The sequence below is a fragment of the Nocardia sp. NBC_00511 genome, assembly GCF_045161165.1.
Classification (GTDB): domain Bacteria; phylum Actinomycetota; class Actinomycetes; order Mycobacteriales; family Mycobacteriaceae; genus Nocardia.
Window position 1 is genome coordinate 5,279,730 of the sequence record NZ_CP107849.1, and the last position, 12,023, is coordinate 5,291,752.

Annotated in this window: 9 protein-coding genes; 6 read left to right on the plus strand and 3 right to left on the minus strand. The window is 70.6% G+C overall.

Translation table 11 applies throughout. The features are described from left to right. The first annotated feature begins 107 nt into the window (after positions 1 to 107). The 5 genes from OG300_RS24810 (at position 108) to OG300_RS24830 (ending at position 5,154) form a co-directional block, all read left to right on the plus strand. Entirely contained in the window at positions 108 to 1,616 is a 1,509-nt protein-coding gene (locus OG300_RS24810; RefSeq protein ID WP_405485439.1) for an aldehyde dehydrogenase family protein, read from the plus strand. Between the two features lie 108 nt (positions 1,617 to 1,724). Further along, positions 1,725 to 2,993 carry a 3-phosphoshikimate 1-carboxyvinyltransferase gene (gene aroA, locus OG300_RS24815; protein ID WP_405485441.1) on the plus strand — a complete coding sequence of 423 codons (1,269 nt, stop codon included), beginning with the start codon at positions 1,725 to 1,727 and terminating at the stop codon, positions 2,991 to 2,993. Further along, complete coding sequence (rsgA, locus tag OG300_RS24820; RefSeq protein ID WP_405498658.1) at positions 2,994 to 4,031, plus strand: ribosome small subunit-dependent GTPase A; 1,038 nt, start codon at positions 2,994 to 2,996, stop codon at positions 4,029 to 4,031. Between the two features lie 182 nt (positions 4,032 to 4,213). Then, positions 4,214 to 4,603 carry a YbaB/EbfC family nucleoid-associated protein gene (locus OG300_RS24825; RefSeq protein ID WP_405485443.1) on the plus strand — a complete coding sequence of 130 codons (390 nt, stop codon included), beginning with the start codon at positions 4,214 to 4,216 and terminating at the stop codon, positions 4,601 to 4,603. 26 nt (positions 4,604 to 4,629) lie between these two features. Then, the gene (locus tag OG300_RS24830) at positions 4,630 to 5,154 is read left to right on the plus strand and encodes a nitroreductase family deazaflavin-dependent oxidoreductase (protein ID WP_405485445.1); all 525 of its coding nucleotides are present in this window, start codon (positions 4,630 to 4,632) and stop codon (positions 5,152 to 5,154) included. A 42-nt stretch (positions 5,155 to 5,196) separates the two neighbouring features. On the opposite strand, the gene OG300_RS24835 is transcribed toward OG300_RS24830, so the two are convergent. Beyond that, positions 5,197 to 8,004 (minus strand): AAA family ATPase, encoded by a 2,808-nt coding sequence (locus OG300_RS24835; RefSeq protein WP_405485447.1) that lies wholly within the window; start codon positions 8,002 to 8,004, stop codon positions 5,197 to 5,199. Between the two features lie 563 nt (positions 8,005 to 8,567). Here OG300_RS24835 and OG300_RS24840 point away from each other — a divergent pair. Then, positions 8,568 to 8,885 (plus strand): hypothetical protein, encoded by a 318-nt coding sequence (locus tag OG300_RS24840; protein WP_405485449.1) that lies wholly within the window; start codon positions 8,568 to 8,570, stop codon positions 8,883 to 8,885. 27 nt (positions 8,886 to 8,912) lie between these two features. Here OG300_RS24840 and OG300_RS24845 read toward each other — a convergent pair whose 3' ends face one another. Further along, the gene (locus OG300_RS24845) at positions 8,913 to 11,531 is read right to left on the minus strand and encodes an AAA family ATPase (protein ID WP_405485450.1); all 2,619 of its coding nucleotides are present in this window, start codon (positions 11,529 to 11,531) and stop codon (positions 8,913 to 8,915) included. A gap of 212 nt (positions 11,532 to 11,743) precedes the next feature. After that, positions 11,744 to 11,983, minus strand: coding sequence for a hypothetical protein (locus OG300_RS24850; RefSeq protein WP_405485451.1), 240 nt, complete (start codon positions 11,981 to 11,983; stop codon positions 11,744 to 11,746). Between the last annotated feature and the right edge of the window lie 40 nt (positions 11,984 to 12,023).

The window sequence follows — 12,023 nt, forward strand, 5'->3', positions numbered from 1 at the left end:
GGGTCGGGCTTCCGGATCGCTCGCACACGACTGATGGCAATTGACTTCAGTTGGGCGGTGTGAGACGTTCGTCTCATCACACTCTCACCAAGGGATCGCCGCCAACCATGACTGCCACCGAAACCGCCTCGACCGACCAGGCCGAAACGCTGACATCGGTCAACCCAGCAACCGGCGAGACGCTCGCCACCTACCGGATCGACGATGAGCAGGCGGTGCGCGCGGCCGTCGCCAAGGCCCGGGTAGCCGCGGCCACCTGGGGTGCGCTGACCTACGCCGAGCGCAAGAAACACCTGCTGCGCTGGGGCGCGAAACTGGTCGAGAAGTCCGACGAGCTCAGCGCCCTCATCCACGCCGAGAACGGCAAGCCCCTCGACGACGCCTTCCTCGAGCTGATGCTCGCCCTCGAGCACATCAAGTGGGCGGCCTCCAACGCCGAGAAGGTGCTCAAGCCGCAGAAGGTCGCGCCGGGCATGTTCATGGCCAACTTCGCCGCGCACCTCGAGCACCGCCCGCTGGGCGTGGTCGGCGTGATCGGGCCGTGGAACTACCCCATCTACACCCCGAACGGGTCGATCGCATACGCGCTCGCCGCGGGCAACACCGTGGTGTTCAAGCCGAGCGAATTCTCCACGGGCATCGGCAATTTCGTGGCCAAGGCGTTCGCCGAGGCGAACCCGGAACTGCCCGACGGCGTGTTCGTCTCGATCAACGGCTTCGGTGCGACAGGTGCCGCGCTGGTGAAGTCCGGTGTGGACAAGCTGGCGTTCACCGGTTCCACCGCGACCGGCAAGAAGATCATGGCCTCGGCCGCCGAGACGCTCACCCCGGTGCTGCTGGAGTGCGGCGGCAAGGACGCGGTGATCGTGGCCGCCGACGCCGACATCAAGGCCGCCGCCGACGCGGTCGCCTGGGGCGCCACCTCCAACTCGGGCCAGACCTGCGCCGGAGTGGAGCGGGTGTACGTGGACAAGTCGGTCGCCGACGAGTTCATCGCCGAGGTCAAGCGCATCCTCACCGACATCAAGCCGGGTTCGGGTGAGAAGGCCTCCTACGGCCCGATGACCATGCCCAGCCAGATCGACATCGTGCGCCGCCACATCGAGGACGCGATCAAGAACGGCGGCAAGGCCGTGCTCGGCGGTCCCGAGTCGGTCAAGGGCCCGTACATCGAGCCGGTCATCCTGGTCGACACCGACGAGTCCTCGGACGCGGTGTGCGAGGAGACCTTCGGCCCGACGGTCACCATCCGCACCGTGAACGGCGTGGACGAGGCCGTGGAGCTGGCCAACAAGGGCAAGTACGGCCTGGGTTCGGCGGTCTACTCCAAGAAGCAGGGTCTCGAGATCGCCCGCCGCCTGGATGTCGGCTGCACCTCGGTCAACTCGGTGCTGTCCTACGCGGCCATCTCCGGACTGCCGTTCGGCGGCGTGAAGGACTCCGGCATCGGCCGCATCCACGGCGCCCCCGGCCTGATGGAATTCTCGCGTCCGCACTCGATCGCGGTGCAGCGCTTCACGATTCCCGGCATGGCGCTGCTGTCCTACAGCCGCACCGACCGCACCATGGGGCTGCTGCGCAAGATCGTCCCGTTCATCCACGGGCGCGCCAAGTAGAGAAACCCACCCCGCAGCTCGACTCCGAATGCCGGTTCTTCGACGAGAAGGACCGGCATTCGCCGTCGGAGCGGCAGGCCAGCTGGGCGGAAATGAGAGGATAGGGGGGTGACTTTCTGGCCCGCGCCCCATGTCCGAGTTCCCGTCCACGCGACCGTGACCCTGCCCGGGTCCAAATCCATTACCAACCGGGCGCTGATCCTCGCCGCGCTGGCGGATCAGCCGTCCACCCTCACCGGGGCGCTGCGCAGCCGGGACACCGACCTGATGATCGGGGCGCTGCGAGCGATGGGCGTCACCATCGAGGGCGAGGACACCACCCTCACCGTGACCCCGCCCAGCGAATTCACCAGTGCCATGGTCGATTGCGGGCTGGCGGGCACGGTCATGCGGTTCCTGCCGCCGGTGGCGGCGCTGGCGCGCGGCGATGTCGCCTTCGACGGTGACGAGCAGGCGCGGGTGCGGCCGCTGGGCACCATCCTGGAGGCGCTGCGGGCGCTGGGTCTGGACATCGACGGCAATCAGCTGCCGTTCGTGGTGCACGGCACGGGCACGCTGCGTGGCGGACCGGTCACCATCGACGCCTCGGGTTCCTCGCAGTTCGTCTCGGGCCTGCTGCTTTCGGCGGCACGGTTCGAGCAGGGCGTCACCGTCAATCACGACGGGGCGGCGCTGCCGTCCATGCCGCACATCGAAATGACCGTCGAGATGCTGCGCCGGGCCGACGTGCAGGTGGACGCGCCGACAGATCCGCGCAAGGCGCAGACCTGGACCGTCTCCCCCGGCAAGATCCGGGCGGTGGACTGGGAGGTCGAACCGGATCTGTCCAATGCCACCCCGTTCCTGGCGGCCGCGGCCGTCACCGGCGGCGAGGTGAGCATCCCGTTCTGGCCGCGCATCACCACCCAGCCCGGTGACGTGATCCGCGAGATCCTGGTGCGGATGGGCGCGGAGGCCCGCTTCTTCGAGAACACGCTCACCGTGCGCGGGCCGGAGCGGCTGGCGGGCATCGACATCGACCTGCACGATGTCGGCGAACTGACGCCGACCGTGGCCGCCCTTGCGGCACTGGCGGATTCGCCGTCGCGGCTGCGCGGCATCGCGCATCTGCGCGGCCACGAGACCGACCGGCTGGCGGCGCTGGCCACCGAACTCAACCGGCTGGGCGGCCAGGTCACCGAGACCGAGGACGGCCTGACCATCGTGCCCGCCCCACTCACCGGCGCGCAGTGGCATTCCTACGCCGATCACCGGATGGCCACCGCGGGCGCGATCATCGGCCTGACGGTGCCGGGTGTGGAGATCGAGGACATCGGCACCACCGCCAAGACGCTGCCGAACTTCGTGGGCCTGTGGGAGGGGATGCTCGGTGAGTGACTGCGGGCCCGCCCGACCGGGAGCGAACTCCTGAGGCGGCGGGAGTACGACGAGTCCGATGTCCGGGTGCGCCCGGGCAAGGGCACCCGACCGCGCACCAAGACCCGGCCGCAGCATCTGGATGCCGAAGCGGCCATGGTGGTTTCGGTGGATCGCGGCCGCTGGGGCTGTGTGCTGGACGGGGATCCGCCGCGCGGCGTGGTCGCCATGCGGGCGCGCGAGCTGGGCCGGACCCCGATCGTGGTCGGGGATCAGGTTGATCTGGTCGGGGACCTGTCCGGCAAGCCGGACAGCCTGGCCCGCATCGTGCGGGTGACCGATCGCCGAACGGTGTTGCGCCGCACCGCCGATGACACCGACCCGTTCGAGCGGGTGGTCGTGGCCAATGCCGAGCAGCTGTTCATCGTGGTCGCGCTGGCGGATCCGCCGCCGCGCACCGGTTTCGTGGAGCGGGCCATGGTGGCCGCGTATGTCGGCGGGCTGAAGCCGGTGCTGTGCCTGACCAAGCACGATCTGGCCGCGGATTCCGAATTCGCCGCCGCCTTCGAGGATCTGGATCTGGAGATCGTGTACGCCGGGATCGAGGATCCGCTCGAACCGGTGCTGGAGTTGCTGAACGACACCCTCACCGCCCTGATCGGGCATTCCGGGGTGGGCAAGTCGACGCTGGTGAATCGTCTTGTGCCGGACGCGGATCGCGCGGTGGGCGTGGTGTCGGGGGTCGGCAAGGGGCGGCACACCTCGACGCAGTCGGTGGCGCTGCGGCTGCCGGAGGGCGGCTGGGTGGTGGACACCCCCGGGGTGCGTTCCTTCGGTTTGGCGCACATCACGCCCGACGATGTGATCGGCGCGTTCTCGGATCTGGCCGAAGCCATCGAGGATTGCCCGCGCGGTTGCACCCATCTGGGCCCGCCCGCCGATCCGGAGTGCGCGCTGGACAACCTGCCCGGCAAGCAGGCGCGGGTGGCCGCGATCCGCCTGCTGCTCACCGCCCTGAACACGAATGATCCATGGTTCCGCGGACATGCCGACGGCTGAGGTAGCTGGATAATCGCCCATTCGATACCTTTTGTGCATAACCGGCACGGAGGGAATCGATGGGCGCAGCGGAGGAAGTCGATCCGACGACCCTGCACGCGTTCATTTTTGTCCTGAAACTGCTGGTCAAGCTAGCCGGTGCAGCCGATGCACCGACTTCGGACAGCCCAGCAGGAGGACTCGTGAACGCCACCGCGGAGGACGCCTTGACCGATTTGCTGGTGCGGGCGGTGCGAATCGAGGAACGGGTCGGCCGCATCCGCGCCTGGGGTGACGCCGCCGAGGGCCGGGTGCGGGCACAGGTCGACGCCAGCGGCACCCTCACCGAGCTGCACATCGCCGACGACCTGGAGGGCTTCTCCATGACCGAGCTGGCCGACCTGGTCACCCGGGCACAGACGGCGGCCTGCGAGCGGGTCCGGGCCGATATCGACGAACTGCAGCGCGAACTCGTCGAGGACCCCTACGCGACCGCGGTGCTACGCGAGACCAAGCGCAAGCACGGCGGCGGCGGCCCGACCGATCCGCACGAATGGCAGAACGAGTGGGACCGGGCGCGTTGGGCTCCGTAGCCCCGCGATAACGGTGATAATGAGTGATGGCCTTCGCCGCATGGCAGCGCCGCCCAGGCGGCCCCGCCCGCTTCAACCCGCTCCCCGCCCTCGGTCGCACTCTGGGCCGCCGTCGCTTCGTGATGCGTTCGGCCCCGGCGGTTTTCGCGCTCGAACGCTACACCCGGCGAATAACCAAGGGGCGCAAGGGCGTCATCGATCTGGCGGGGCTGCCGTCGGCGCAGTTGACGGTGCCGGGACGGCGCAGCGGCGTGCCGCGCACGGTCAGCCTGCTCTATGTGCCGGATCCCTTGGACGACAAGCGTTTCCTGCTCGTCTCCTCGAATTGGGGTCGCCCGGAGCAGCCGGCCTGGTCGGCCAATCTGCGCAGTGTGGAACGGGCCGAATTGCGGGTCCGGGGTGAACGATTCGAGGTTTCGGCCCGCGAGCTGACCGATGTCGAACGCGAACGCGCGTGGCATCGGGCGGTGGTGTTCTGGCCGGGCTACGCGATGGAGCAGGAGCTGGCGGGCGATCGCCGGTTCCGGCTGTTCGAACTGCTGCGGGACTGAACGGGATTCGCGGGCCGCACCGAAGAAGTATTCGCGGGTCGGTCAGCGCTTGCGGGTCAGGCGCATCCCGTTGTCGAAGTCGATGCCGGGCAGTTCCGCGCGGCTGGTGAGACCCAGCTTCTCCAGGATGCGGGACATGTGGTGCCCGACGGTGCGCGGGCTCAGGAACAGTTCCGCGCCGATCTCCCGATTGGTCAGGCCCTGCGCGGCCAGCTTGGCGACCTGGGATTCCTGCGCGGTGAGCGGGGTGCTGCCGGTGGCGGGGGATTTGGTGCCGGTGCCGGTCAATTCGAGTTCGCCTCGGGTGCGGGCCGCCCAGGCGCTCGCGCCGATCAGGTCGAAAGAGTCGGCGGCGGTGCGCAATTGCTCGGCGGCATCGCGGCGGCGGCGCACCCTGCGCAACCACTTCCCGTACTGCAACTGCGTGCGGGCGCGGCCGAAGTTGGTATGTCGGCCGTCGCCGACGGCGAGGGCCCGCAGATAGTAGTGCTCGGTGCGGTCCTCGTCGGACAGCAGCGCCCGGCAGGTGTAGGCGGCGGCGAGCGCCCAGTGCGATCGGGACCGCAGCGCCCACTGCCGACCGAGTTCCGCGTGCTCGGCGGCCTCGGTGAAGCGCCCGACCCGGCAGGCGGCCTCGACCATGTCGATGGCGGCGAGCCGGGCCACCGTGGGATGGGCGGCCTCGTGGCCGGGCTGATGCAGGGCGCGCAGCCGCCGGTACGCGACCTCCGGATCGCCCGCGCCCAGCGCGTGGAAACCGAGATGCCAGTAGGCCCCGGCGATCAGTGAGGTGGCACCGTGCGCGCGCGACAGCGCCAGTCCGCGGTCGAGGCTGTCGGCGACCGCGGCCGCGTCACCGCGCTGGGCGGCGAGCCGCCCGCGCAGATTCCAGCACTGGGCCAGCAGCAGGTCCGCGCCCGAGGCCCGCGCCAGTTCGAACGCCTCCTCCAGGGTCTCCTCCCCCGCCTCCCAGCGCCCGTTGGCGAATTGCAGGATCGCCAGCTGCGGTAGCAGTCCGAGGGCCGCCGCCCGAGATCCGTTGCCCCGCATGGCCGTCGCCGCCCGTTGATACGGGTCGAGGCCCTCCTCCGCCAGTCCCCACTCCAGCAGCCGGGCCGCGGGCGGCAGCAGCAGCGCCGCCTGCGCCGGGTCCGCCCCGGTCCGCACCAGGTCCAGGCGCGGCCGAATGGGTCCGGAATCCTCTTGGCCGCCAACCCATCCCGCGAGATCGGCCAGCACCCGCAGTTCCTCGGCACCACCCGGTCGCTGGTGCCCGGCCTCGCCGGATATGGTCGGAGCGCTGCTGGCCGACAGCGTTGCCACACCGCCGGATTCCCGCAGCGCGCCGAGTTCTGCCCGCACCGCGCGCAAGCCGATCGCCGATTCGAGTCGGGGCAGCCGGGCGCGATTGCCGGGAAGCCCTGCGGCCCTTTCACGTTCGGCGGTGTCGGCGTCGAGTACGGCGGCGTCGCGGGTGAACAGGTCGCGGGCCTTGACGGGATCGCCGGTGACCAGTTCCAGCAGTCCGGCCAGCCCGTCGCTGGCGCGCGCGGCCCCGGCGGGGGTGGTGCGGGTTTCGGCGAGGGCCAGCAGGCGGCGGGCGGATTCGATATCGCCGCCGTCCCAGGCGCAGCGGGCCGCGGCGGCCAGGCGCAGGCCCGCCTCGGCGGCGACGGGGGTGATGGCGGCCGCGCGGCGCAGCATGGCGGCCGCGCCGAGCGCACCGGCGTCGGCGTGCACCCGCCCGGATCCGTCCGAGAGCGCCTGTGCCAGTTCGGCATTCGGGCCGTCGATGGTGGCGGCCAGGTGCCAGGCCCGCAGGTCGCGATCGTCGGGGCCGTGCAGCGCGTCGGCGAGGGCGAGGTGCGCGGCCCGGCGTTCGGCCGGGGTGGCGGCGTCGTAGGCGGCCCCGGACAGCAGCCGCTGCCGGGAGTCGACCCGGCCGTCGCCGACGGTGAGCAGTCCCGTCGATTGCGCTGTCTCCCAGGCACTGTCGGTGACGCCGAGGGCGGCCGCGGCGGCGGTCACCACCACCAGGCTGCCGCGATCCTCGGCGGCGACGACGGTCAGCAGCGTCCGCACCGGATCCGGTTGTTCGGCCAGCCGGTCGGCGAAGGCGGCGCGCAGCCGTGGGCCGAAAGTAACGGGGCCCCAGCCGATTCCGGCGAAGTCCTCGGCGTCGATCGGCATCTCCAGCAGGGCCAGCGGATTGCCGTCGGCCACCCGCAGGATGCGTTCGGCGCGCGGCGCTCCGATGTCGGCGGCCCGCCGGTCCAGCAGGCGGCGCGCCTGCTCGTCGGCCAGCCTGGCCAACGGCAGCACCGGTAGCGCCTGCCAGGCGTTGACCGCGTGACTGTCGCGCAGCGCGACCAGCAGTGCCACCCGGCTGCCGTGTACTCGGCGCAGTGCGAAGGTGAGCGCCTGCGCCGTCGCGGCATCCACCCACTGGGCGTCGTCGACGACGAGCAGCACGGGCTGGGTGGCGGCGCTCTGGTCGAGCAGCGTGACCAGGGCCGCGCCCACCAGGAACCGGTCGACGGGGCCGGGCGCGCGGCCGAGCGCGGCGGCCAGCGCCTGCGCCTGCGGTGGCGGCAGGGTCGCGGCGCGATCGGCGATCGGCAGCAGCAGTTCGTGCAGGGCGGCGAATTCCAGGTCGGTCTCGGCGGGGAAGCCGCGGCAGGTGAGGGTTTGAAAGTCGGTGGCGCGGGCGGTCGCGTCGCGCAGCAGCGCGGTCTTGCCGATGCCCGGATCGCCCCAGAGCAGTCGTCCGCCGCCGTGTCCGATGCGCGCTTCCTGCAACAGGCGAGACAACTCACCCTGTTCTGATTCCCGCCCCTGGATCTCGCGCACGACGCAAGTTACCTCGCATCCTGAGAGAGCACCAAATTCTTTTTCTCACAATCCCATCGGTCGGGACCGGGTGGATATGTCGTTTCGAGTCTTGCATATTGCGACCGATACGATGACCGATACAGCGACCGATTATCGGATCGGATCCGGGCACTAAAATACGCGCGCCGAATGCCGTAGTCGCATCCAGGCACTGCGAGTCGATCTCGAAAACCCCACTGACCAGCCAAAGTACCGCAACACAAGTCGAACCCGCGGTGGCACTTCAATACCCGACTACACCAATCGATCCACTCACTCGATGCAATGTACTAGCGAGTAGTCGTCAATCCCCTTGCCGTGTGGCCGATGTCAACGCGGCAGCACTTCCATTACATTCCCGAAAGAGCCCATGACAAACTTCGCGGGACAGTGGCTTTCGCCACTACCGCGTTCGAATACGACAAGTTCGGCGCATCGGGAAACGCGCGGGATCGGGGCCGCGGGCCCGCCGCAGGCAATTGCCAGCGTGAGCCTCCGCGCACCGGATGCGGCCGGGGCCGGGCAGCGGTTAGCCTGCCGAGGTGGAAGACCGTGAGCGCAAGGCTTTTTCGCCGCTCCTAGATGACGACCTCGGCCCCGGCGCACCGGTGACCCCCGAGGTCCGGATAGCCCGCAACGACTCGGGCAGCGCGCTGCCCGAATGCGTTCGCTGCGGCAAACCCGCCGCCCTGCACCTGCGTGCGGTGTGGCTGTCCACCCGGGCGGTGCTGGCCGGGGATATCGACGTGGACAATCTGATCTCGGTGAACGCCTGCGGCTCGTGCGCGGGCAGCGTCGCCGGAATGATCCTGATCAACTGGGATCCGCGCTACTGGGGCGAAGCCGTCCACCTGGATTGAGCCGCACCCGCCGCGGCAGCGAATCCTTCACCGCGGCCGCATGATTCGCATTCCGTTGTCGAAATCGATGTCGGCCAGATCGGCGCGACCGCTGAGCCCCAGCTTGCCGAAGACCCGCGACAGATGATGCCCCACCGTGCGCGGGCTCAGGAACAACTCGGTGCCGATCTCCCGATTGGTCAGCCCCTGCGCGGCCAGCCGCGCCACCCGCGACTCCTGCGGGGTCAGCACCGAGGCGGTGTGCCCGGTGACCGGTGCGACCCGGCGGCCGGTGAGTTCCAGCTCCTGGCGGGCCCGCGTCACCCAGTGGGTGGCGCCCATCCGTTCGAAAGCCTCGGCGGCGGCCCGCAATTGCTCGGCGGCGTCACCGCGGCGGCGGGCCCGGCGCAACCATTTGCCGTACAGCAGCTGGGTGCGGGCGTGATTGAGATCGTGACGGGTTGGGCGGACCGCGAGGGCACGGCGGAAGTCGCGCTCGGCGCGCTCGTCGGTGGCCAGTAGCGCCCGGCAGGTGTACGCGGCCGCGATCGCCCAGTCCGCGCGCGAGCGCAGCGCCCAATCCTGGATCACCGCATAGTATTCGGCGGCCTCGTCGCGGCGACCCACCCGGCAGGCGGCCTCCACCAGCTCCTGCGCGGCCAGGCGCGCGTAGGTGGGGTGGCGGGCGTCGTGGCCCGGCGTGGCGATGGTGCGCAGCCGCAGGTACGCGGTCTCCGGATCACCGAGGCTGAGCGCGTGGAAGCCGAGATGCCAGTGCACCGAGGCGATCAGCGCGTGCAAGCGGCGCGGCCGCGCCAGCGTCAGCACCCGCTCCGCACTGTCGAGGACCGCGTCCGAATCACCTTTGAGCGCGGCGATTTTCGTGCGCAACGACCAGCAGTGCGCCAGCACGTTCTCGACGCCGCCGTTACCGGCGATCTCGAAGGCTTCGGCGAGGCTGGCCTCCGCCTCGGTCCAGCGCGCGGTCGCGAACTGCACGATCGCCAGCTGCGGCAGCAGGCAGACGGCGGCCGGGGCCGAGACGCCGCGCAGCGCCGCCACCGCCTGCGTGTACGGCTCCAGCGCGCGATCGGCCATGCCCCACAGCAGGATCAGCGGGGCGGGCGGCAGCGGCCGGAAGGTGGTGCGGAATCGCGGCCCGCCCGGCCGCATGATCAGTTCGGCGGGGTCGAGGTCGATGACATCGTGACCGGCCGCCCAGCGGGCCCGCTCGGCGTCGGCGCGCAGCGTCGCGGCGGTCTCCGGATCCGTCAGGTCGGCGTCGCGCCGCAGCAGCCGGGCGGCCCGGTCCGGTTCGCCCGCAACGAATTCCAGCAGACCGGCCAGCCCACCCGAGGCCGCCGCCGCGGATTCCGCGCCCAGCCGCAGCGTGGCCCGGTTCAGCAGACCGCGCGCGGAGGCGACATCGCCACCCGCCCAGGCGAATCGGGCGGCCGTGGCCAGCCGCTGTCCCGCCCGCACCGGGTCCGGGGTGATGGCGGCGGCCTGCCGCACCATGGTCGCGGCGGCGACGGCTCCGCGTCCGCCCGCCCGCGCCCGCTCGGCCAGTTCCGCCGCCAACGGCTCGTCGGGGCGCTCGGAAGCCATGGCGTGGTGCCAGATTCGCAGATCGGCGTCGCCGGGTTCGGGTAGGGCGGCGGCCAGGGCCAGGTGAGCCGCCCGGCGTTCGGCCGCGCCCGCGGCGGCGTGCACGGCCGCGCACAGCAGCGCGTGCTCGCGCTCCACCCGGCCGTCGGCGACGCTGAGCAGTCCGGTGTCGGTGGCGTACTCCCAGGCGGTGGCGGTCACGCCGAGCGCGGCCGCCGCCCGGGTCACGGTGCCCAGCACGCCGCGGGTCTCACCGGCGGCCACCGTCAGCAGGATGCGCACCTGATCGGGCAGCGCGGTCACCCGATCCTCGAACGCGCGCCGCAGCAGCGGGCTCAGGGGTGCGGGTTCGGGAATGGTGCCCGCGAGATCGTCTATCGTGCGCGGCAATTCGATCAGCGCGAGCGGGTTGCCGCCCGCCAGCGCCAACACCCGAGACAGCCGCAGCGGCACCACCGTGCCGTGCCGGTCCGCGACCAGGCGCCGGGCCGCCACGTCGGGTAGGCCGGTGATCGGCAGGGTGGGCAGTTCCCGCCAGACGCTGCCGACGGGATCGTCGCGCAGTGCGCACAGCAGGGCGACGGGTGCGTCCGAGAGCCGCCGCGCCGCGAAGGTCAGCACCCGCGCGGTCTCGGTGTCGATCAGCCGGGCGTCGTCGACCACCAGCAGCAGCGGACGTTCGGCGGCCAGCAGCGTCAGCAGCCGCACCAGGGCGACGCCGACCGGTAGGACGTCGACGGGTCCGGAATCGAGGCCGAGCACCGAGCCCAGCACCCGCGCCTGCGACTCGGGCAGCAGGTCCAGCCGGTCGGAGACCGGCAGCAGCAGTTCGTGCAGGGCCGCGTAATTCAGTCCCGATTCGTCGCGGACGCCCTGGCAGCGCAGTACCCGGAAGTCGTCGGCGCGCTCGATGGTGTCGCGCAGCAGGACGGTTTTTCCGATCGCCGGATCGCCGTACAGCACAGCTGCCGTCCCCCGCCCCGAGCGTGCCGCGTCCAGAATCCCCTGTAATCGGATTCGTTCCGCTTCCCGCCCGTACGGCACCTCGATCTCGCGCACATTCGGCAATTTAGACTAGCTAACAGAGGGCAACCGAGGCGGGGGGCGAATTCCTGCACGGATGACGCAAATCACAATTCCCGCGCGCGAATATCATTAACGCGGTGGCGACTTCACCCGATATGCAAGTCCGTTTTCCCTGATCACCCGAAAATCACAGTGCCCCCGGCGAATTCGCCGGGGGCACAGGTCCCCTCGAAACTGCCCGCGGGTCAGCGGAAGATGGTCATGTACCAGAGACCGTCGTCACCCTGATCGCACCGGTACTGCCAGCCGTCCTCACCGCGCAACTGCACACCGCCGGCCGAGAACGACCCGTGGCTACCGTCCGCGTCGCACGCCTGCGAACTGGCGTAGTTGCCGTCCACCGTCAGCGTCTCGGCGTGCGCGGTGGCGGCACCCAGCCCCGCGATGCCCAGCGCCATAGCGGTGAGGGCGAGAGTCTTGCGCATGTTGTGTTCCTTTCCAGCCGATCGCCCCACGGCGACCGAA

Coding starts and splice junctions, on each gene's coding strand:
- OG300_RS24810 (WP_405485439.1), top strand. CDS start 108: ATGACTGCCACCGAAACCGCCTCGACCGACCAGGCCGAAACGCTGACA.
- OG300_RS24850 (WP_405485451.1), bottom strand. CDS start 11,983: ATGCGCAAGACTCTCGCCCTCACCGCTATGGCGCTGGGCATCGCGGGG.
- OG300_RS24830 (WP_405485445.1), top strand. CDS start 4,630: ATGGCCTTCGCCGCATGGCAGCGCCGCCCAGGCGGCCCCGCCCGCTTC.